The following is a 20,869-nucleotide window of genomic DNA, read 5'->3' on the forward strand; positions in this document are numbered from 1 at the left end:
CCCCCTTCGCGCGGTAGGTGGACCCACCGCGCGAGGGTGACGAGTACCGCGCGAAAGCGCGTCGGTCAGCGGCTCACGACCGGACCGGCCGCTGCGCGACGTCGCTCAGCAGGCGCACGACCGAAGTCGCCGCGACCGCGCCGGCCGCGATGATCGCCGCGAGCACCACGATCTGGAAGCGCCCCGCCTCGAACGGCGGCAGCCCGCCGAAGATCGCGCCGACGAACGCGCCGGGCAGGGTCACGAGCCCGGTCGTCTTCGTCTGATCGACGGAGGGGACGAGCGCGGTGTGCACCGAACCGCGGGCGAGCGAGCGGGTCGCCTCCTGCGGCGCCGCGCCGAGCGCGAGCCACCCCTCCACCTCGTCCCAGTGCTCGTCGACCGACTCGAGGAACCGGCGGGCGCTCAGCGTGGTGATCGCCATCGCGTTGCCGACGACGATGCCGCCGATCGCGAGCAGGTAGCGCGGGGTCGGTGCGAGCGCGCCGCTGCCGAACACGGCGCCGAGTGCGACGAGCGTGCCGGCGCCGATTCCGGCGGCGACGACCGCGAGATGCCGGCGGTTCCAGCCGAGCCGTCGCGCGGAGGTCGCCATCGCGACCACGAGCATCACGAGCAGGGCGAGGCCGACCCGGAGCGGGCTCGTGATCACGCCGGTGAGGATCAGACTGATCGCCGCGAGCTGCACTGCCGCGCGCAGCACGGCGAGCGTCGGCCCGAACCGCTCGGGCACGCCGGCGACGGCCAGCACGGCGACCGAGATCGCGCACAGCACCAGCACGCCCACGAGCGTGGGGACGAGCTCGCCGACCACCGCGCCCGTCACGACCCCATCCTGACGCTCCGACGGGGAACGCCCGGTGCGCCCTGTCGTCCGTCGAGCCGACGGCGGTACTCTCGTGCCGTGACGGGTCGGCATGTGCAGAGCGAGGCCCCTGAGCCGGGCGACGAGGTCGTCGTCGAGTACGTCGACGCCCCCGCGCCGGACACCCGCGAGATCATGGTCATCCCCCCGGCGGGGCTGCCGCTGCGGCTCCAGCTGGACGGCGTCGAGTACGCGCTGACCGAGGGCCACGCCGGCGACCCGGTGCGCTACGACTACTCCTCCGCCGCTGCGGAGGAGTCCGCACCGCGCCGCCGCCGACGCCGCCAGTAGCTGCACCGCGGTTCTCGAGCGATGCCAAGAGGCGCTCGAACGCGCCCGCACCGAGGCCGGCGGACAGTCAGCCGGGACGCTTCGCCTCGCTCAGCCGGGTCGGATCGAGCGGCGCCGTGAACGCCACGGCGCGCGCCACCGACCAGAGGTCGGCCTCGTCGATCTCGCCTCCTGACGCGGTGATCGCGGCGCTCAGGAGCAGGTAGGTGAGCTCGATCTGCTGGTTGCCCCAGGTGCGCAGCACCACGTCGTCGACCACGACGCCGTAGGCCTCCGTGAGGTGCTCGTCGACGGATCGGATCAGGCCGCGCTCGTCACCCGCTTCGTCGTCGGCCATGGGTGGAATCGTATCCCGGCAGGTCGGTTCTCGGCCGTCTCCTGTTCGCCGCTCGGTAACCACGGGTCCATGTCCGAGGCCGGATCCCGCGCTGCCCAGGACTCCATCGACGCCCGCTCGAGCGCACCGATCCGGTTCGCCGCCCTCAGCCGCGGCCAGGCGAGCCAGAGCCGCAGGGCGCGGAGGAGGGACGGCGCCCGCCCGGCGCGCAGCTCGGCGGCGAGCGCGGCGGCGAGCACCGGCGTCCGTGCGGCCACCGGCGCGTGCAGCAGGGCGAGCAGCATCGCTCCAGCCGGATCCGGGCGCGGGACCGGCCCCGCCGCCGGCAGCACCGAGGACCGGAACCCGGCCGCTTCGGCGCGGAGCACGAGGTCGGCGAGCGCCTGGTCCCCCGCCTCCGGCAGCGTCGAGCCGATCGCCCGGATCGCGTCGAGCGGCAGCACGGCCGCCCACCAGGAGACCGGTGCCGCGTCGACGGCCGCGGGGTCCCGGAGGCCGACCACCGCCGCCGACGGCGAGCGCCGAGCGGTCTCGAACGCCGTCAGCAGCAGGTCCGGCTCCGTGAGCGCCACGTCGTCGAGCAGCAGGACCCAGCCGGCGCTCGGCTCGTCGACCGCCTCGGCGAGCGCTCGCGCCAGCGCCTCGGCACGGCCCGCGTCCGGGCGGCGCACGACGTCGAGCACCCCGGCCGGGAGGCGGACGGCCTCGCGCAGGACCGTCGCGGACGGCGTGCGGCCAGCGTCGACGACCACGATCCGAGCGGTGACGGCGAGCAGCTCCGGCGCGGCGGCGACCCGGCGCAGCGCCGCGCGCAGCCGTTCCTGCCCGCTCGCGACGAGTCCGATCACCAGCCCGCCCGGCACGCCTGCCGGCGAGGGGCGGGCGGTGATCACGGGCTGCATGGTCCGCGGAACAGTAGGGTCCGCGGACGTCCAGCCGGCGAGCGCGCGGTGACGATCGGGTGAACTACCGCTCGACGAGCTTCAGCGCGCGGCGCAGGGCTCCGGCCGCGATCCGCTTCGGCGTGTACCGGCTGGTCGGCGCGGTCGCGCCGCCGGCGATCGCGGCGTCGGTCGCGCGGCGACCCGCATGGAACGACGAGTCCCACATGGCCTGATGCACCCGGGGCGCATCGCCCGCGGCGATCTCGATCAGCCGCGCGACGAACCGATGCGCGGGCGAAGCGCCCTCCGCGGCGGGGAACACGTCGTCGAGCCAGCCAGGGTCGGGCGTGCCGATCCGGTCCGCCTCGATGTCGTCGAACCGCCGCAGCAGCCCGGACGGCAGGAGGCGGGGGTTCAGCGCCGCATCACCCACCCAGTCGGCGACGAACGCCACGCGCGTGCCCGCGGCGACCGCCTCCAGCGCCGCCGTCGACGAGACGGTCAGCAGCAGGTCGCTCCGCGGGATGAGGGTGTCGATCGGCGCGTGCTCGATCAGGAGGTTCGACGGGAGGGTCCGCGTCGCGGCCCAGGCGACGGGCGAGTGCTGCATCGTGTGGAAGGTCTCCTCCCCCGGGCGGTGGCGCGGGCGCAGCAGCACCTGCCGGTCAGGGTGACGCCGGGCGTAGCCGAGCAGCCGGTCCCACAGGTAGGTCCGGTCGGCGACGCGGCGGGGCACGGTCGGCTGGTCGGCGAACAGCAGCGTCCGGATCGGGCCGGTCCGCAGCGGTGCCGTGGCTGCGGGGAGGAGGGCGAGTCCCGTCAGCAGGAGGTTCCCCTCCGGCAGGCCGAGCCCCCGGACGGCCCCGGTGAACTCCGCGAGGTCGGAGCGCGAGTTCACGGCGACGACGTCGGCGAGGGACCGGGAGAGGTAGCCGCCGACGACGTCGTAGAGCACCATCCCGACGTAGCCGGTCCCGACGACCGGCATGCGCGGCCCCGCCTCCGCATGCACCTGGCGGATGAACCGCTCGACGGCCGGCCCCTCGAACACCGGCACCACGATGTCGCTGCCGGCCGCGGCGCGCACGATCTCGTCCCACGGCTCGTACGTGATCGGGCGGGAGGTCGCCGCCGCGACCTGACCGGCGCCGAGCTTGTGCGGCAACCCGGTCGTCGGGACGCGGATGTCCGGCTCCGCGCCGAGCGCGGCGACGGCCTCGGCCAGCCGGCCGACGTACTTGAGCCCGGAGTCGAAGTTCGCCACCAGCACCACACGCATCGGCGCTCCTCCCTCTCCCGCGGCCCCGTCCGCCTCGGCACGGCACTGTAGGGGAAGCCGGTTACCGGCCGTGGTTAGCATCCGGCCCCGTGCTCCCTCCTCCCGCGCCGCAGCAGACGCAGATCCTCCGGCGCCTGCTGCTGCCGCGTGCAGGAGGTCGCCTGCCGCGCACGGTCGCGGTCGTCGGCAACGCGCCGCTCGGGGTGTCGGAGGAGCGTGCCGCGGCGATCGACGGCGCGGATCTCGTGGTGCGCATGACGACGTTCGCGGTCGACGGCGAGCAGCCCGCGATCGGCAGGCGCACCGACGTCGTGGTGCTGCACCGCGCCGTGCAGCCCGGCCCCGACACGTTCCGCGACCACGCGGCGCGGCTGTACCTGCTGGCCGAGCCGGGCCGGGCGTTCTGGGAGTCGGAGCCGTTGCCCCCGTGGTGGCCGGGAGACCTCGAGCTGATCCCGATCTCGAACCGCGAGTTCACCTCCCGGACACGCAGAGCACTCCGGCTCGGGCGTGTCGCCGTCGCTTGGCCCACCACCGGGACACTCGCCGTTCACCTGATGCACCGACTGTTCCCCCATGCACGCATCCTGCTCGCCGGCTCCAGCCTGCTGCCGGGCCGTCCTGCCGTGCGTCCCGCTGCTCGAGCGCATCTCGACCATCACTGGGGCGGCGGCGTGGCGCTGACGCCCGAGCACCGCCTCGACCGCGAGCGCCGCGCCCTCCGCTCGTGGACCCGCGCGGGCTGGCTGGAGCCGCTCGCATGAAGCGGCTTCTCCGTCGCCTCGGTCCGATGTGGCGCGTGCAGCGTCGGCGGCACCCGCGGGCCGCCGGGCGCATCGAGACGACGCTGCTCGTCGCACGGGGCGGCCTCGCCGACGAGGTCCGCGTGCTGCAGAACCGGGTGGCGGAGCTGGAGCGGGATCACCTGCTGCTGGCCGCGCACGTCGCGACGCTGACGGAGCAGGTGGGCTCCGGCGTCCGCCTCGAGCCCTCCGACGGCGACGCCGAGGCCGCCCGCCAGCGCGCCCGGCTCGCCGCGATCGCGTTCTACGAGGAGCGGATCGGACGCCTCGAGAGCCACCTCGGACACCGCGGACACCGCGGACACCGCGGACACGCCCGATCGGCCTCGGTGCGGGCGTCCGGCGGCCGAATCTCCGGTGAACAGCAGGAGTCGGTCTCGTGAGCACCTTCTCGGCGGCGGAGGCGGTCGCGGTCGTCCCGGCGCGCGGCGGCTCGAAAGGGGTGCCCGGCAAGAACATCGCGATGGTCGGCGGGGTGCCGCTCGTCGCGCGCGCGGTCGCGGCGGCCCTGGCCGCGGGCATCGTCGACGTGCGGGTCAGCACCGACGACCCCGCGATCGCCGCGGCGGCTCGTGCCGCGGGCGCGGGCGTCATCACTCGTCCGGCAGAGCTCGCCGGCGACACGGCGTCGAGCGAAGCGGCGCTGCTGCACGCGCTCGACGTGCTCGTGGCGGAGGGCGTCCGGCCCGAGGTGCTCGTGTTCCTCCAGGCCACGAGCCCGTTCATCGAGCCGGCCCCCCTGGCCCGCGCCGTGCGGCGCGTGCTCGACGACGAGGCCGACAGCGTGCTGTCCGCGTTCGAGACCTACGCCTTCCTGTGGCGCGAGGACTCCTCCGGTGCCGCCGGCGTCAACCACGACACCGGCTTCCGGCCCCGGCGGCAGGACCGGGAGCCGCACTTCCAGGAGACGGGCGCGTTCTACGCATTGCGCACCGCCGGGTTCCGGGAGGCGGGGTTCCGGTTCTTCGGGCGGATCGCGATCGAGCAGGTCGCCGCCGACCGGGCGGTCGAGATCGATGACGCGCACGAGCTGGAGCTGGCTCGCGTGCTCGCCCCGGTCTTCGATCCGACGCCGTCGGCGCTGCCGGTCGACGCGGTCGTCACCGACTTCGACGGCGTCCACACGGACGATTCGGCCCTCGTGCGGGAGGACGGGACGGAGTCGGTGCTTGTCAGCCGGTCGGACGGGATGGGCGTCGAGCGGCTGCGCGCCGCGGGCATCCCCCTCCTGATCCTCTCGAAGGAGCGGAACGGCGTCGTCGCCGCCCGCGCGGCGAAGCTGCGGGTTCCGGTCCTGCAGGCGGTCGACGACAAGGCCGCCGCCCTCACGGAGTGGCTCGCCCAGCAGGGTGTGGACCCGGCGCGATGCGCCTACGTCGGCAACGACGTCAACGATCTCAGCGCCATGGCGCTCGTCGGCTGGCCCGTCGCGGTCGCCGACGCGCACCCGGCGGTCCAGCGCGCGGCACGAGTGGTGCTGCGGAGGCGGGGCGGCCACGGCGCCGTCCGCGAGACGGCCGAGCTGGTGCTCGCGAGCCGCACAACGGAGAGGGAGCAGCATGACGGATGAGGTGCAGGTCGGCCGGTACACGGTCGGCGAGGGCCACCCGGTCTACGTGATCGGCGAGATCGGGCTGAACCACAACGGTGATGTCGACATCGCGAAGAAGCTGATCGACGTCGCGTCGCTGGCCGGCGCGCAGGCGGTGAAGTTCCAGAAGCGGACTCCGGCGATCTCCACACCGGAGCACATGAAGCAGGTCCCCCGCGAGACCCCGTGGGGCACGATGACCTACCTGGAGTACCGCTACCGCGTCGAGTTCGAGCAGGAGCAGTACGCCGAGATCGGCGCCTACGCCGACAGCAAGGGCCTCGACTGGTTCGCCTCCCCGTGGGACGAGCCGTCGGTGGACTTCCTGGAGGAGATGGACACCGTGGCCTACAAGGTCGCGTCGGCATCGGTCACGGACCTCGGCCTGCTGGGGAAGCTGAAGGACACGGGCAAGCCCGTGATCCTCTCGACCGGCATGTCGACCATCGAGCAGATCGACCGCGCGGTCGAGGTGCTGGGCACGGACCACCTGGTGATGCTCCACGCGACGAGCACCTACCCGCTGCCTCCCGAGGAGGCGAACCTGCTCATGATCCCGACGCTGAAGGAGCGCTACGGCGTGCCCGTCGGCTACTCCGGTCACGAGCCCGGGCTGCAGATCTCCCTCGCCGCCGTCGCACTCGGCGCGGTCGCGGTGGAGCGGCACATCACGCTCGACCGGGCGATGTGGGGCAGCGACCACGCCGCCTCCCTCGAGCCGCACGGTCTGATGAGCCTGGTGCGCGACATCCGCATCGTGGGCACGGCGATGGGCGACGGCGTGAAGCGCGTATTCCCGGGCGAGCTGGCCCCGCTCTCGAAGCTCCGCCGCATCGACGGCTAGCCGGTCCCGCTGTGAAGGAGTTCCTGTGGCGTCGGCGCAGGAACTCCTTCACAACGGAATCAGTGGCCCCGGGAACGGTCAGCCGTGGAACTGGGGGATGATCACCCAGAGGCCGAAGAGGACCGCCGCGATGCAGATGCTGAAGCAGGCATACGCGCCGAGGCGGGCGGGGACGCTGGTCGTCCCCGACGTCTCCAGCAGTCGCACACCGCCCGAGTAGAAGGTCGGCAGCACGACGCTGGCGAGCAGCACCACCCCTGCGACGATCGCGAACTTGCTCCAGTCGATCATGCGGTCGCCTCCTGCATCCGGGGCGCCGCCTCGGGCGCCCCCTCGTTCACGTTCTTCGCGGTGACCGGCTTCTTGGACGCCAGCCGGAAGATGACGACGACGCCTGCCACGGCGACGACGGCCACGATCACCAGGCCCACCGTGCTCCCGGCGACCACCACCAGGGCGGACAGCGCACCGACGGCCGCGGCGGCCGGCAGCGTGAACAGCCAGCCGAGCCCGATCTTGCCCGCGACCCCCCAGTTCACCTGCGCGAGCCGCTTCCCGAGACCGACGCCGACGATCGAGCCGGAGACGACCTGCGTGGTCGACAGCGGGAAGCCGAGGTGGGAGGAGGCCAGGATCGTGGCGGCGGACGCGGTCTCGGCGGCGAAGCCCTGCGGCGACTCGACCGGCGTGATCTTCGTGCCGACGGTCTTCATGATGCGGAAGCCGCCGACGGCCGTGCCGAGGCCGATCGCGAGGCCGCAGGTGAGGATCACCCAGAACTGCGGGCCCGTCTCCGGATCCTGCACGTTCGCGGCGACCAGCGTCAGCGTGATCACACCCATCGTCTTCTGCGCGTCCGACGTGCCGTGCGCGAGCGCGACGAGGGAGGCGGACACGGTCTGCGCGATGCGGAACGCCGGCTTCGCATGCGGCACGGTCGCCTGCTTCGTCATCCGGTAGACGATGACCGTGCCGATCAGCGCGGCGACCCCCGCGACGATCGGCGCCAGCAGTGCGGGGATCACGATGCTCGAGAGCACACCGGTCCAGCTGACCGCCCCGAGACCGGCACCCAGGATGGCCGCCCCGATCAGGCCGCTGAACAGGGCGTGGGACGAGCTGGACGGCAGCCCGAGGTACCAGGTCACGAGGTTCCAGATGATGGCGCCGACGAGGCCCGCGAAGATCAGCGCCGGCGTGATCATCTCCCGGCCGCTCGAGTCGGTCTTGATGATCCCGGAGCTGATGGTCTTCGCGACCTCGGTGGAGAGGAATGCGCCGACGAGGTTCAGCACCCCGGCGATGATCACCGCGGTCCGCGGTTTCAGGGCGCCGGTCGCGACGGAGGTGGCCATCGCGTTGGCGGTGTCGTGGAACCCGTTCGTGAAGTCGAACACGAGCGCGAACACGACGACGAGCACGACGGTGACGAGCAGAGCGGTATCCACGTCGGGGACGGTAGGAGCGGCCGGTGAACAGCGGGGAACGGGCTGCTGCGAGTCACCCGGGAGCGCCACCGCCCCTCCTCCACCCGGTGTCACCGGATGTTCACCCCCCGGGCGAGGTCGCGTTCACGCGCGCTCGTTCGACTCGGCTCGCCCGTACATCCCGCCTGATCGCTAGGAGTTCCCGTGCGCCTGTCCCATCCCCGTCGAGCCGTGGCCGTGCTGGCCGCGACCGGCGTCGTCGCCGCACTCGCGGTGGCCGTGCCCGCCGCCGCCACCGGTCACAGCACCGACGCCACCCAGAGCGCCCGCCGCGCGATCGTCGGCGGCGAGGCGCGCAACGTCATCCTGCTCATCGGCGACGGCATGGGCGACAGCGAGATCACCATCGCGCGCAACTACCAGGTCGGCGCGGCAGGCCGCCTCGCGATGGACACGCTCCCCCTCACGGGCGAGTACACGACGTACTCGGTCGACAAGGACACCGGCAAGCCGGTCTACGTGACCGACTCCGCCGCCTCCGGCACCGGCTGGGCGACCGGGTACAAGACGTACAACAACGCGGTCTCCGTGACCCGCGACGGCAAGCCGAAGCCGACGGTGCTCGAGCTCGCCAAGAAGGCCGGCTACCGCACCGGCAACGTCACCACCGCCGAGATCCAGGACGCGACGCCGGCCGTGCTCGAGTCGCACGTCACCGCGCGCAGCTGCTACGGCCCCGTCGTCACGACGAAGACGTGCCCGACGAACGCCAAGGAGAACGGCGGCCTCGGCTCGATCTCCGAGCAGGAGGTCGCGACCCGAGCCGATGTGCTGCTCGGCGGCGGCAGCGCCTCCTTCGCGGAGACGATCACGGCCGGCGCGGACAAGGGACGCACGGTCCTCGAGTCCGCGAAGCGCGCCGGGTACCAGCTGCCGACCACCGTGTCGGAGCTGAACCGGATCAGCCCGACGTCGAAGGCGCCCATCCTCGGCACGTTCGGGCCCGGCAACCTCGACCTCGAGTGGACCGGGCCGGTGCCGACGAAGGCCGGCACGGCGGCGACGACCTGCCAGGTCAACACGGCCCGCACGGCGACCCAGCCGCACCTCACCGACATGTCCGCGAAGGCGCTGCAGATCCTCGACGCCCGGTCCAAGCACGCGAAGCAGGGCTTCTTCCTGCAGATCGAGGGCGCGTCCATCGACAAGCAGGACCACGCCGCGAACCCGTGCGGTCAGATCGGCGAGACGGTCGAGTTCGACAAGTCGGTCGCGCTCGCGCTCGCGTACCAGAAGCGGCACAGCGACACCCTGGTCGTCGTGACCGCGGACCACGGGCACACCAGCCAGATCGTGGAGGCGCCGACCACCGGCGTGACCGCGACGCTGACCACGCACGACGGCGCGCCGATGACGATCAGCTACGCGACCACGGAGTACCCGGGCTCGCAGCAGCACACGGGCACCGAGGTCCGGATCGCGGCCAAGGGCCCGCAGGCCGCCAACGTGCTCGGCGTGACGAACCAGACCGACCTGAACACCACCATCCGCAGGGCGCTCGGCCTGCTCTGAGTGCATGCGGCGGCGCCGCCGGGTTCACGGCGGTGCTGCACCACCGGGCTCCGATCCGCACGCGCGGGTCGGAGCCCGGCGGTGCGTCCGGGCAGCGGAGGAACGCTGGGAGGATCTCCGCATGGGTCACCGATCTCGCACGGTCGCCGCGTTCCTGATCGACCTCGCGCTCGTCGCCCTGTTCGTCGCGATCGGGCGGGCCAGCCATCGCGAGGACCAGGCGGCGTTCGTCGTGACGTTCTGGCCCTTCGCCGTCGGGCTGGCCGTCGGCTGGATCGGGGCGAGGGGCTGGAGGCGCCCGTTCTCCGTCGTGCGCACCGGGCTGCTCGCCTGGATCGGAACGGTGCTGATCGGGATGCTGCTCCGAGCCGTCGACGATCAGGGCGTGCAGGTCGCCTTCGTCGTGGTCGCGTCCATCGTGGTCGGCGCGTTCCTGCTCGGCTGGCGGCTCCTGCTCACCGCGCTGGGCCGCTCCTCGACCCGCACGCCGGACGCCCCCGGACCGGTCGGCTTCCTCCTCCGCCGCCGCTGACCCGTCGTCGCTTCAGGGCTGGAGGAGGGCGAGACTCCAGCCGGCGGTCCACGTCTCGCCCGGCGCGATCCACAGCAGGTCGGTGCCGGAGTTGAACGCGTCCGCCGGGCAGGTCATCGGCTCGATCGCGACCGCGTCGATCCGGCCGGCGTCGGTGTCGTAGACCTCCGTCGTGAACACCTGCGTCCACGCGAACACCGGATCGGCGGCGAGCTCGACCACGCGGCCGTCCGGCGCGGCGAGACGATGCCGGACCTGCCCGTCGACGATCGCGAGACCGGTGTACGCGGTGTCGAGGTCGACCTCCCGCAGCACGACACCGCCGCGCAGATCGTTCGGCGTGCCGTCGACAGGCACCTGACGGACCGGCAGGCTGCGCTCGTCGGTCTCGAGCATCCGGGACCCGGACACCGTGACCGTCAGGTCGCGCATCGGGGTGTCGCCGACGCGGAGGTAGGGGTGGCACCCGACGCCGAACGGTGCGCGCCCCGGACCCACGTTGCCCACGTTGTGGGTGACCGCGATCCCGGTCGACGTCAGCGTGTAGCGCACGGCGGTGTCGAGGTGGAAGGGGTAGCCGTGCTGCGGGAACACCGTGGCCGACAACGTCACCGCGGACGCCGACCGGGCCGTGACGCGGTACCCGGTGTTCCGGAGGAGGCCGTGGCTCGCGTTGCCCTTCGACGGCTCCGACACGTCGAGCTGCTGGAGCGTGCCGTCGAGCGTCCACTTGCCGTCGCGCACCCGGTTCGGCCACGGCACCAGCACGACGCCTGAGGCGCCGGACGGCAACGCGTCACGGCCGTAGTCCTGCACGATCTCGGTCGACCCGACGCGGACGCTGCGGAGGCTCGCGGCCAGCTCTGCGACGGTCGCCGCGACGTCACCGAGCCGGAGGTCGTGCTGCTCACCGGTCGCGGGACTGCTCACGCCGCGAGCCTACGGCGCGCCCGGAGGCCGATACCGTGGGCGGCATGACCGCCCGCCTCATCGATGGATCCGCGCTCGCGGCCACGACCCTCGAGCGCATCGCGGCGGAGGTCAAGGTCGGTGTCGACGCCGGTGCCCGCCCGCCCTGCATCGCCACCGTGCTCGTCGGCGGCGACTCCGCCTCCCACACCTACGTGCGCATGAAGGTCCGCAGGGCCCAGGCGGCCGGCCTCGCCACGCGCCGCGTCGACCTGCCGGCGACGACCACCACCGAGCGGTTGCTGACGACGATCGAGGCGCTGTCCGCCGACCCGGAGGTCGACGGCATCCTGCTGCAGCACCCCGTGCCGCCGCAGGTCGACGAGCGCGCCGCGTTCGAGGCGATCGCGGCCGACAAGGACGTCGACGGCGTGACGCTGACCTCGTTCGCGCGGATGGCGGAGGGGACCGGCGGCTACGCCTCCGCCACGCCGGGCGGCATCCTCCGCCTGCTCGCCGAGTACGGGGTGGAGCTGCCCGGGATCGAGGCCGTCGTCGTCGGGCTCGGTCCGATCCTCGGGCGTCCGCTCGCGGCGCTGCTCACCGCGCACGGAGCGACCGTGACCTCGTGCCACGTGCTGACGAAGGACCTCCGCGCGCACGTCGGTCGCGCCGAGCTGCTCGTCGCCGCGGTCGGGCAGCCCGGCCTGATCCCCGGTGCGTGGATCCGTCCGGGAGCGGTCGTGATCGACGCCGGGTACAAGGACGGCAGGGGTGACGTCGACTTCGAGGGCGCGAAGGAGCGGGCCGCGCTGATCACCCCGGTGCCGGGAGGCGTCGGGCCGATGACGATCGCGACCCTGCTCGACCAGACCGTGCAGGCCTGGCACACGCACATCCGCTGAGTTCATGGCTGCGCCGCCACCCCTGCGGCGCAGCTGCCGTACAGGCGGCCGCCGAGGTCAGGTTGCCGCCCTGCCCGGAATATCCGGACTCGCTTCGATTCCGTTGTGAAGGAGATTCGGCGTCTGCGGCCCCGAATCTCCTTCACAACGGAATCGGCGCTGGTTACAGGCCCTGGTAGAGGGGGAAGCGGCCGGCCAGCTCGGTCACCTCGGTGCGGAGCGCCGGGATGTCGGCGCCCGGCGTGAGGACGCGGGCGATGATGTCGGCGACCTCCCGGAACTCCGACTCGCCGAATCCGCGGGTCGCGAGCGCCGGGGTGCCGATCCGGACGCCGGAGGTGCGCATCGGCGGGCGCGGGTCGAACGGGACCGAGTTGCGATTCACCGTGATGCCCGCGGCGTGCAGCAGGTCCTCGGCCTCGCGGCCGTCGATCGGCGACTCGCGCAGGTCGGCGAGCACCAGGTGCACCTCGGTGCCACCCGTCAGCACGTCGACGCCGGCCGCGCGCGCATCCGGCGCGGTGAGGCGCTCGGCCAGCACGCGAGCACCGTCGATCGTGCGCTGCTGACGGTCGCGGAACTCCTCCGTGGCCGCGATCTTGAAGGCGGTCGCCTTCGCTGCGATCACGTGCATCAGCGGCCCGCCCTGCTGCCCCGGGAACACCGCGGAGTTGAGCTTCTTCGCGTACGCGGTGTCGCGGGAGAGGATCAGCCCGGATCGGGGACCGCCGAGCGTCTTGTGCACCGTGGTCGAGACGACGTCGGCGTACGGCACCGGGCTCGGGTGCAGCCCGGCCGCGACGAGACCGGCGAAGTGGGCCATGTCGACCCACAGCTTCGCGCCGACCTCATCGGCGATCTCACGGAACGCGGCGAAGTCGAGATGGCGGGGGTAGGCGGACCAGCCGGCGATCAGCACGGTCGGCCGGTGCTCCAGCGCCGCGTCGCGGACGCGGTCCATGTCGATGCGGAAGGTCCCGGGGTCCACGCCGTAGGCGGCGGCGTTGTAGACCTTCCCGGAGAAGTTCAGCTTCATGCCGTGCGTCAGGTGGCCGCCGTGCGCGAGCTCGAGCCCGAGGATCGTGTCGCCCGGCTGCGCGAGCGCTGCGAGCACCGCCGCGTTCGCGGTCGCGCCGGAATGGGGCTGGACGTTCGCGAACTCCGCGCCGAAGAGCGATTTCGCGCGGGCGATCGCGAGCTCCTCCGCGACGTCGACGACCTCGCACCCGCCGTAGTAGCGCCTGCCGGGGTAGCCCTCGGCGTACTTGTTGGTGAGCACGCTGCCCACCGCCGTGAGCACGGATCGCGGGACGAAGTTCTCGCTCGCGATCATCTCCAGCGTGGTCCGCTGGCGACCCAGCTCGTCCCGCAGGACGGCGGCGATCTCGGGGTCGACCTCCTCGATGGAGGCATCGAAGGTCGAGCCCAGGGCGGTCGAGGCGGTGGTGGTGACGGTCACTTGGGTCTCCCGGCGTCGGAGGGGCGCGGTGCGCGCAGCAGGAATCGGATCTGATCAGCGCCCAGGCGAACGGCGGGGATCCCTCAGCCGCTCCCCGGTGGTGACCACCCGAACGCCAGTCGCGGCGTCCCGATCATACCCGCGAGCGAACGCGGTGCGACGGCCGCCACGAACCGCGCGGACGACGTCGTCCGCCCCCGCAGCGCCTCCAGCACCTCGGCGACGTCCGCCGCGCTCGCCGCAGCGGCGTCCCTCGAGTACGCCTGCCGCTCGTAGGCGGCCCGGAGGCGCTCCAGTGCCGCCTGCGCACCGGGCGACGGCCCGACCCGCTCGGCGAGGACCCCCTCGATCCCGCGCGGGCTCCTCCCCCTGCCGGTCGGCAGGCCGAGGTCGAGTGCGGAGTCGAGCAGCTCGCGCCATGCGCCGGCCGGTCCGTCCCGGTCGAGCCGCGACAGCCGTCGCCGCCGGATCGCACGGCGCAGCAGGCCGGGCAGGCTCAGCAGCACCGCGACGATCAGCACCACGCCGCCACCGCGCAGCAGCGGTCCGAGCGAGAACCCGCCTCCGCCGCTGCTCGCAGCGCTCGCCGCGTCGGAGGCGGTCGGCGTCGGGGTCGGCGCCGCGGAGGTGGACGTGCTGGGGGCGGCGCTCGGTGTCACGCTCGCCGACGGCAGCGGCGCGTAGGTCGGCACGGCGCCACGGCCGGGCGTCGGCTCGAACCGCACCCAGCCGATGCCGTCGAAGTACAGCTCGGGCCAGGCGTGCAGGTCGTCGCTCGTGACGCTGCGCGCGGCCGATCCTGCCCGGGTGTCACCGGGCTGGTATCCGACGACGATGCGCGCCGGGATCCCCTCCAGCCGCGCCATGACGGCCATGGTCGACGCGTAGTGGATGCAGTAGCCCGCCTTGACTCGGAGGAAGGTCGCGATGACGCCGAGCCCGTCGCCGTCGTAGCCCTGCTCGGCCGGCGTCTGCTCGTCGTAGGAGAAGGCGCCGTCGCGCAGCTGGTTCTGGATCGCCAGCGCGATGTCGTACGGCGTCGTCAGGTTCCGCGTCCACTGGTCGGCCGTGCTCCGGATGATGGCCGGAACGCGGTCCGGCAGGCTGAGGGAGCGGTCGTCACCGGGCGGCACGGACACGGAGGCGGTGCGCAGCTGCTCGGGCGTCGCATCGACGTCGGAGGACTGCACGGTGTAGGTGCCCACCGCCCCTGCGCCGAAGCGCGCCAGCGTCAGGCCGCGCTCCTCCCAGCGGAAGCGGTCGGTGACCCCGGACACCGACACGGCCGGATAGGGCAGCGGCAGCCGGTCGCCGATCGCGCTGTCGGAGGCGGGGACGACGGTGGTGGTCGTCGTGCCCGCGCCGAGGGGCGCCCCGGCCGCCTCCGGTGCTGCCGCCGCGCCCAGCTGCGCGCCGTCGGCCGGGTTCGGCGACCAGGTCGTGCCCGAGAAGTCCTCCAGCACCGCGAGTCGCAGGTACACCGGCCGGCTGTCGCGGCTGGTGTAGCTGAGCACCGGGGTCGTCGCACCGCGGCGGAGGTCCTGCCCGAGCCGGAGCAGCGGATTCGCGCCGCCGTCGATCACCGGCGCACCACCGGCCTGCGCGGAGGAGACGAACGGGGTGGGCAGCACCACCTGGACCAGCAGCGCGACGACCACGGCGACGGCGCCACCTGCTGCGAGCCCGGCGATCCTCGGCGGGCGGCCTCGGCGCCTCCGGTCCACGGCGATCATCGCGAGCGCGGACACGGCGACCGCGAGCAGCAGGACGCCGTTCGTGCCGGTGCCGAAGGCCTTGCCCGGCACGATCGCGACCGCGACGACGACGAGCGTCCCGGCGACCGGCGCGCGCAGCCCGACGGTGACGAAGTCGGCCACCACCGCGGTCGCCGCGGCACCCGCGGCGATCAGCAGCGCCAGCTGGGCGGTGCCCTGGGCGGGCACGGAGTCGACGTAGATCTGCCGGAACGCGGTGGAGAACGCGTCGACCACGGCCTCCGCGGGGGTGGCCGGCGAGGCGGACGCATCGGACGACCCGGACACGATCAGGGCGAGCACGATCGGGACGCTCGACAGCCCGATCAGCGCTGCGGCACCGGAGGGGAGGCCGATCCGGCGCGAGCCGGCGGCCGCCGCCAGGGCGACGACCACCGTGACGCAGGACTCGATCCACCACAGCCCGCCGTCGACGACCGGCAGCAGGGAGAGTGCCGCGAGCAGCACGGCAGCGCCGACCACGGCGGTGACGGCGCCGGTCCCGCGCGCCCGCTCAGGCATCGCGGGCCGTCCCGATCGGCGCGCTCGAGTCGCGCTGCAGCACCTGCCAGCCAGGGGGCGCGTCGATCTGCACCGGGCGGTGCGCGACGATCGACACGAGACCGAGCGCACCGGTCGGCAGCCCCGGCAGCCCGGCCAGGTCGCGCGTGCCGCCGAGACCGGTGATCACGTGCACGACCTGCACATCGGTGGTCGCGAGGGCGGGCAGCACCGTGTGCGGACCGGCCGCGCCGGAGATCGGCTGCACCGTCGCGAGCTCGACCAGGGCTGCGGTGGCGTCGCCGTTCGGCGGCCCTCCCGCGGCGAGCCGGATCGGGGCATGCCGCTCGTCGAGCGCGACGATCAGGGACGCCGCGTAGTCGACGGCCCACTCGAACGCGACCGAGTCCGCCCACGCCTCCTGCCGCACATCGAGCAGCAGGCCCGTCGCGGCGGTGGTCGCAGCAGCCTCGGTCCGGACCATCAGCTCGCCGCGCCGGGCGGTCGCGCGCCAGTCGACGGTGCGCATCGGGTCACCCGCCCGGTAGCCGCGCGCGACGATGTCGAGCTGATCGCCGACCGCGCCGAACACCGTGCTGGCCCCCGCGTCGGGATCGTTGCGCCGGACCGCGAACGGCAGCTCGACCGGATGGATGCCCGGCAGCACGACCACCCGGTCGACGTCGCCGACCCTCCTCCTGGTCGTCGCCAGGCCGAGCGGATCGGTGCGGGCGACGCGGAGGGGACCGATGGGGATCTGACCGCGGACGCGGGCCGAGACCTCGTAGTCGATCAGCTGCGACGGGCGGTCGGGACGCAGGGCGGGCAGCACGCCGGCCACCCGCCCGGTGACGACGACGGAGCGCGGCAGGTCCTCGGTCCAGTCGAGCGCACCGGGTGCCCGGCCGTGCACCGTCACCCGCACGTGCACGGGGAGCCGCTGCAGGGTGATGTCCGGCTCGATCCTGCGCTCCACCGTCAGGGCGGCCGGCGACACCGCGACCGACGCGACGGCTGCGACGACCGCGCCGAAGAGGAAGAGCGAGACGGCCAGCAGCGCCGGCCAGCCCGCCGCGTACGCGGCGATCAGGCCGACGAATCCGGCGCCGAGGAAGACGCCGCCCCTCGTGGTGAGACGGACGGGTCCGAACCCCGCCGACCGCCTGGTCGAGGACGCCACCTACTGCAGCGGGACGGGGGTGGAGGAGACCACCTGGCGCACGACGCGGGCTGCGGCAGCGACCTGGCCCTCGCGCAGATCGACGCCGGAGCGGCGGAGCAGGAGGCGGTGCGCCAGCACGTCGACCGCGAGCGCGTCGATGTCGTCGGGCAGCACGAAGTCGCGGCCGTCGATCAGCGCGGTCGCCTTCGCGGCGCGCAGCAGCTGGAGGCTCGCGCGCGGGCTGGCGCCGAGCCGCACCTCGGAGTGGCTCCTCGTGGCACCGATGATGCGCAGCACGTAGGTCTCGACCGCCGGGGAGACGTAGACGTCCCGGGCCTGCGCGGAGAGCGAGGCGAGCCCGCCGGCCGGCAGCACCGATTCGAGCCGGTCGATGGGGTCGACCCTGCCGTGCGAGCGCAGCATCTCGCGCTCGGCGCCCTCGTCGGGGTACCCCATCGAGATCCTCGCCATGAAGCGGTCGCGCTGGGCCTCGGGGAGCACGTAGGTGCCCTCCATGTCGACGGGGTTCTGCGTCGCGACGACGAGGAACGGGTCCGGGAGGGGCCAGCTCTGCCCGTCGACCGTGACCTGGCCCTCCTCCATGCACTCCAGCAGCGCGGCCTGCGTCTTCGGGGAGGCGCGGTTGATCTCGTCGCCGATCACCACGTTCGCGAAGACGGCGCCGGGCTTGAACTCGAAGCGGGCGGCCGACTGGTCGAAGATCGAGGCGCCGGTCACGTCCGACGGCAGCAGGTCCGGGGTGAACTGGATGCGGCTGATGGTGCCGCCGGTCGCACGGGCGAGGGCCTTCGCGAGCATCGTCTTGCCGACGCCCGGCACGTCCTCGATCAGGAGGTGCCCGCCCGCGAGCATCACCGCGAACGCGGAGCGGATGACGTCGTTCTTCCCGTCGATCACGGTCGCGACCGCGGCGATGATCTGATCGGCTGCGTCGCGAACCGCTTCCGCTCCGCGCGAGTCGAGGGTGATTCCGTCCGTCATGGCGCCTTCCGTCGGCGAGGAACTCGCGATCACCATAAGCGAGTTCACCTGGGGCGGTGCGCGGGAGAGGAGGACCGTCGTTACCGTCCCGTGATCGGCATGGGACCCTGGGTAGGGTGAGCGGCGTGACGGACGCTCCCGACGCCCACCGGGTGCTGACGTTCGTCTGCCCCGACCGGCCCGGGATCGTGCATGCGGTCTCCGGCGCGATCGTCGCGGCGGGCGGCAACATCACCGAGAGCCAGCAGTTCTCGAGCGATGACACGGGACGGTTCTTCCTCCGCCTCCAGGTCGAGTCGCCGTCGACGGCCCAGCAGTTCGCCGAGCAGCTCGCTCCCGTCGCCGCCCGCTTCGACGCGGACTGGCGCCTCGACCGGGTCGGCCGGCCCGCCCGCACGCTCGTCCTCGTCTCGACGGCGGGGCACTGCCTGAACGACCTGCTGTTCCGGCAGCACTCCGGCGCCCTGCCGATCGAGATCCCGCTCGTGCTCGGCAACCACGCGACGCTCGAGGGCCTCGCGGGCTTCTACGGGGTGCCGTTCGAGCACCGCGCGATCGACTCCCCCGACGCGAAGGCGGCGTTCGAGCAGCGGATCCTCGCCGCGGTGGAGGAGCACGACATCGAGCTGGTGGTGCTCGCGCGCTACATGCAGATCCTGTCGCCGGCGCTCTGCGACCACCTCGCCGGCCGGGCGATCAACATCCACCACTCGTTCCTGCCCGGCTTCAAGGGCGCGAACCCCTACAAGCAGGCACACGCCCGTGGCGTGAAGCTGATCGGCGCGACCGCGCACTTCGTCACCGCGGACCTCGACGAGGGCCCGATCATCGAGCAGAACGTGATCCGCGTCGACCACGCGGCCGGCTGGCAGGAGCTGGTCAGGATCGGGCAGGACGAGGAGAGCCGAACCCTCACGCAGGCGGTCCGCTGGTTCGCCGAGCACCGCGTGCTGCAGGACGGCCGCCGCACCATCGTCTTCCGGTGATTCGTCGCCTTCGAAGCGCGAGCGCTTCGAAGGCTGTGCCGCACGACGGCGCTGAACGCGCCGCCGGCTTGCGGCCGCTGCTCGAGGCGACCCGGACCCGCTGGTCGAGGTGCGCCCTTCGAGAGCCTCAGGAACCGCGCAGCGAGGCTCTCGAAGGGACCACCAGGCGCCGAGTACCCGGTCGCCTCAGGCGAGGTCGTCGAAGTCGTCGAAACCCGGCCCGTCAGGCCCGTCCGACGAGGCGATCGAGGACGTGACGGCGCGGATGCGCTGCTCGAGGTCGGCGATCACCCCGGACACCTCCTCGCCGAACGGCTCGTCGTCGCCCCATGCCGTGATCTGGCTCGCGGGACCGATGAGGACCGAGACGGGCTCCACGTTCCCCGTGCTGACACGCCCGGGCACCGTCACGGTGTCGGCCGATCCTGCACGGGCCAGCAGCGCCGCGTAATCGAGCAGCAATGCCGCCACGCGGTCGTCGGTGGAGAACCGCGTCTCCGCGTAGGAGATGTGGCGCATCGATTAGCCCTTCGCGTCCGGCTCCGGCACGAGCCGCAGCCCGGTCGGCTGGTTGGACAGCTCCTTCAGCACCCGCAGCCACTCCCGGTTCACCGCCGGTTCCCTGCTGCCGGCGTACTTGAACTGGATCGGCACTCCCGGCGAGATCCAGAGGGACCCGTGGCCGTCGCCGACACCCGGCTCGTCCCGCCAGGTGAACGCGAACGCCTCGTGCGCCCGCAGCTTCGCGTACACGACGAGCTGCAGGTGCGCCAGCGCCCGGTCCTCGACCGGGATGGTGGTCATGCCGCCGTAGATGAAGGATCCCATCGGGGGCTCAGCCCAGTCGGGACTGGAGGTTCTTCGTGATCGAGGCGAGGAACTCCTCCGTGGTCTCCCAGCCCTGATCCGGACCGACGAGCAGCGCGAGGTCCTTCGTCATCGATCCGGCCTCGACGGTCGTGATCACGACGTCCTCGAGCGTGTTCGCGAACTCGATCAGCGCCTGGTTGCCGTCGAGCAGGCCACGGTGGGCGAGTCCGCGGGTCCATGCGTAGATGGAGGCGATCGGGTTCGTCGACGTCGGCTTGCCGGCCTGGTGCTGGCGGTAGTGGCGCGTCACGGTGCCGTGGGCCGCCTCGGCCTCGACGACCTTGCCGTCGGGCGTGGTCAGCACGCTCGTCATCAGGCCGAGGGAGCCGAAGCCCTGCGCGACGGTGTCGGACTGCACGTCGCCGTCGTAGTTCTTCGTGGCCCAGACGTAGCCGCCCTCCCACTTCAGCGCGGAGGCGACCATGTCGTCGATGAGGCGGTGCTCGTAGGTGAGCCCGGCGGCGTCGAAGCGCTCCTTGAACTCGGCCTCGAAGACCTCCTGGAACAGGTCCTTGAAGCGGCCGTCGTAGGCCTTCAGGATCGTGTTCTTGGTCGACAGGTACACGGGGTAGTTGCGGGCGAGGCCGTAGTTCAGGCTCGCGCGGGCGAAGTCGCGGATCGACGCGTCGAGGTTGTACATCGCCATGGCGACGCCGCCGCCCGGCGCCTGGAACACCTCGAACGACTGCGGGTCGGTGCCGTCGTCGGGCGCGAAGCTGACGGTCAGCGTGCCGGGACGGTCGAAGACGAAGTCCGTCGCGCGGTACTGGTCGCCGAACGCGTGCCGGCCGATGATGATCGGCTTGTTCCAGCCGGGAACGAGGCGCGGGATGTTCGAGATGATGATCGGCTCGCGGAAGATCACGCCGCCGAGGATGTTGCGGATCGTGCCGTTG

At 72.9% G+C, this 20,869-nt stretch carries 22 protein-coding genes, 1 pseudogene and 1 riboswitch; of the genes and pseudogenes, 9 read left to right on the forward strand and 14 right to left on the reverse strand.

Annotation, left to right across the window (positions count from 1 at the left end):
* Positions 1-73 precede the first annotated feature (73 nt).
* Entirely contained in the window at positions 74-826 is a 753-nt protein-coding gene (locus tag ACFE67_RS06580; RefSeq protein ID WP_375406070.1) for an ABC transporter permease, read from the reverse strand.
* A gap of 78 nt (positions 827-904) precedes the next feature.
* Here ACFE67_RS06580 and ACFE67_RS06585 point away from each other — a divergent pair, with 78 nt between their 5' ends.
* Positions 905-1,156, forward strand: a complete 252-nt coding sequence (locus ACFE67_RS06585; RefSeq protein ID WP_375406071.1) for a hypothetical protein — start codon at positions 905-907, stop codon at positions 1,154-1,156.
* Positions 1,157-1,223: 67 nt separating this feature from the next.
* Here ACFE67_RS06585 and ACFE67_RS06590 read toward each other — a convergent pair whose 3' ends face one another.
* The 3 genes from ACFE67_RS06590 to ACFE67_RS06600 form a co-directional block, all read right to left on the reverse strand.
* Entirely contained in the window at positions 1,224-1,493 is a 270-nt protein-coding gene (locus ACFE67_RS06590; RefSeq protein ID WP_375406072.1) for a hypothetical protein, read from the reverse strand.
* Positions 1,457-2,395, reverse strand: a complete 939-nt coding sequence (locus ACFE67_RS06595) for a hypothetical protein (RefSeq protein WP_375406073.1) — start codon at positions 2,393-2,395, stop codon at positions 1,457-1,459. Before ACFE67_RS06595 ends, ACFE67_RS06590 begins: the two co-directional genes overlap by 37 nt.
* Positions 2,396-2,459: 64 nt before the next feature.
* Entirely contained in the window at positions 2,460-3,656 is a 1,197-nt protein-coding gene (locus ACFE67_RS06600) for a DUF6716 putative glycosyltransferase (protein WP_375406074.1), read from the reverse strand.
* 89 nt (positions 3,657-3,745) lie between these two features.
* Between ACFE67_RS06600 and ACFE67_RS06605 the strand changes: the two genes are divergently transcribed.
* The 4 genes from ACFE67_RS06605 to ACFE67_RS06620 are packed head-to-tail and all read left to right on the forward strand — an operon-like array spanning position 3,746 to position 6,894.
* Positions 3,746-4,420 carry a hypothetical protein gene (locus tag ACFE67_RS06605; RefSeq protein WP_375406075.1) on the forward strand — a complete coding sequence of 225 codons (675 nt, stop codon included), beginning with the start codon at positions 3,746-3,748 and terminating at the stop codon, positions 4,418-4,420.
* Positions 4,417-4,842 carry a hypothetical protein gene (locus ACFE67_RS06610; protein ID WP_375406076.1) on the forward strand — a complete coding sequence of 142 codons (426 nt, stop codon included), beginning with the start codon at positions 4,417-4,419 and terminating at the stop codon, positions 4,840-4,842. The genes ACFE67_RS06605 and ACFE67_RS06610 overlap by 4 nt, the downstream gene beginning before the upstream one ends.
* A complete protein-coding gene (locus tag ACFE67_RS06615) occupies positions 4,839-6,029 on the forward strand; it encodes a cytidylyltransferase domain-containing protein (protein ID WP_375406077.1) in 1,191 nt (396 codons plus the stop codon). The genes ACFE67_RS06610 and ACFE67_RS06615 overlap by 4 nt, the downstream gene beginning before the upstream one ends.
* Entirely contained in the window at positions 6,019-6,894 is an 876-nt protein-coding gene (locus ACFE67_RS06620) for an N-acetylneuraminate synthase family protein (RefSeq protein WP_375406078.1), read from the forward strand. The genes ACFE67_RS06615 and ACFE67_RS06620 overlap by 11 nt, the downstream gene beginning before the upstream one ends.
* A gap of 78 nt (positions 6,895-6,972) precedes the next feature.
* Here the strand turns inward: ACFE67_RS06620 and ACFE67_RS06625 are convergent, their stop codons facing one another.
* Positions 6,973-7,185 carry a hypothetical protein gene (locus tag ACFE67_RS06625; RefSeq protein ID WP_375406079.1) on the reverse strand — a complete coding sequence of 71 codons (213 nt, stop codon included), beginning with the start codon at positions 7,183-7,185 and terminating at the stop codon, positions 6,973-6,975.
* The gene (locus tag ACFE67_RS06630; protein ID WP_375406080.1) at positions 7,182-8,342 is read right to left on the reverse strand and encodes an anion permease; all 1,161 of its coding nucleotides are present in this window, start codon (positions 8,340-8,342) and stop codon (positions 7,182-7,184) included. Before ACFE67_RS06630 ends, ACFE67_RS06625 begins: the two co-directional genes overlap by 4 nt.
* A 183-nt stretch (positions 8,343-8,525) precedes the next feature.
* Here ACFE67_RS06630 and phoA point away from each other — a divergent pair, with 183 nt between their 5' ends.
* Both phoA and ACFE67_RS06640 read left to right on the forward strand, forming a co-directional pair.
* Positions 8,526-9,893 (forward strand): alkaline phosphatase, encoded by a 1,368-nt coding sequence (gene phoA / locus ACFE67_RS06635; protein WP_375406081.1) that lies wholly within the window; start codon positions 8,526-8,528, stop codon positions 9,891-9,893.
* Positions 9,894-10,014: 121 nt separating this feature from the next.
* Entirely contained in the window at positions 10,015-10,425 is a 411-nt protein-coding gene (locus ACFE67_RS06640) for a DUF3054 domain-containing protein (RefSeq protein ID WP_375406082.1), read from the forward strand.
* A gap of 12 nt (positions 10,426-10,437) precedes the next feature.
* On the opposite strand, the gene ACFE67_RS06645 is transcribed toward ACFE67_RS06640, so the two are convergent.
* Positions 10,438-11,355 (reverse strand): aldose 1-epimerase family protein, encoded by a 918-nt coding sequence (locus ACFE67_RS06645; RefSeq protein WP_375406083.1) that lies wholly within the window; start codon positions 11,353-11,355, stop codon positions 10,438-10,440.
* Positions 11,356-11,399: 44 nt separating this feature from the next.
* Here ACFE67_RS06645 and ACFE67_RS06650 point away from each other — a divergent pair, with 44 nt between their 5' ends.
* Positions 11,400-12,239: a bifunctional 5,10-methylenetetrahydrofolate dehydrogenase/5,10-methenyltetrahydrofolate cyclohydrolase gene (locus tag ACFE67_RS06650; protein ID WP_375406084.1), complete on the forward strand. Its 840-nt coding sequence runs from the start codon at positions 11,400-11,402 to the stop codon at positions 12,237-12,239.
* 163 nt (positions 12,240-12,402) lie between these two features.
* Here ACFE67_RS06650 and glyA read toward each other — a convergent pair whose 3' ends face one another.
* The 4 genes and pseudogenes from glyA to ACFE67_RS06670 form a co-directional block, all read right to left on the reverse strand.
* Positions 12,403-13,698: a serine hydroxymethyltransferase gene (gene glyA, locus ACFE67_RS06655; protein WP_375406085.1), complete on the reverse strand. Its 1,296-nt coding sequence runs from the start codon at positions 13,696-13,698 to the stop codon at positions 12,403-12,405.
* A 52-nt stretch (positions 13,699-13,750) separates the two neighbouring features.
* Positions 13,751-13,831: riboswitch (ZMP/ZTP riboswitch) on the reverse strand.
* A 637-nt stretch (positions 13,832-14,468) separates the two neighbouring features.
* Positions 14,469-15,974: pseudogene (locus tag ACFE67_RS06660) on the reverse strand (transglutaminaseTgpA domain-containing protein); the annotation flags it as partial.
* Complete coding sequence (locus ACFE67_RS06665) at positions 15,967-17,133, reverse strand: DUF58 domain-containing protein (protein ID WP_375406086.1); 1,167 nt, start codon at positions 17,131-17,133, stop codon at positions 15,967-15,969. The gene ACFE67_RS06665 and the pseudogene ACFE67_RS06660, both read right to left, overlap by 8 nt.
* Positions 17,134-18,117, reverse strand: a complete 984-nt coding sequence (locus tag ACFE67_RS06670) for an AAA family ATPase (protein WP_375406087.1) — start codon at positions 18,115-18,117, stop codon at positions 17,134-17,136.
* Positions 18,118-18,242: 125 nt separating this feature from the next.
* On the opposite strand from ACFE67_RS06670, the gene purU reads away from it, so the two are divergent.
* Positions 18,243-19,103 (forward strand): formyltetrahydrofolate deformylase, encoded by an 861-nt coding sequence (gene purU, locus ACFE67_RS06675; RefSeq protein ID WP_375406088.1) that lies wholly within the window; start codon positions 18,243-18,245, stop codon positions 19,101-19,103.
* A gap of 186 nt (positions 19,104-19,289) precedes the next feature.
* Here the strand turns inward: purU and ACFE67_RS06680 are convergent, their stop codons facing one another.
* The 3 genes from ACFE67_RS06680 to ACFE67_RS06690 form a co-directional block, all read right to left on the reverse strand.
* Positions 19,290-19,622: a hypothetical protein gene (locus tag ACFE67_RS06680; protein WP_375406089.1), complete on the reverse strand. Its 333-nt coding sequence runs from the start codon at positions 19,620-19,622 to the stop codon at positions 19,290-19,292.
* Positions 19,623-19,625: 3 nt separating this feature from the next.
* Positions 19,626-19,931, reverse strand: a complete 306-nt coding sequence (locus ACFE67_RS06685; protein ID WP_375406090.1) for an ATP-dependent DNA ligase — start codon at positions 19,929-19,931, stop codon at positions 19,626-19,628.
* Positions 19,932-19,938: 7 nt separating this feature from the next.
* Positions 19,939-20,869: NADP-dependent isocitrate dehydrogenase (locus ACFE67_RS06690; RefSeq protein WP_375406091.1), on the reverse strand; the 931-nt coding region annotated here is incomplete at its 5' end.

Origin of the sequence: uncultured Amnibacterium sp. (genome assembly GCF_964244015.1) — a bacterium.
In the GTDB taxonomy this organism is placed as follows: domain Bacteria; phylum Actinomycetota; class Actinomycetes; order Actinomycetales; family Microbacteriaceae; genus Amnibacterium.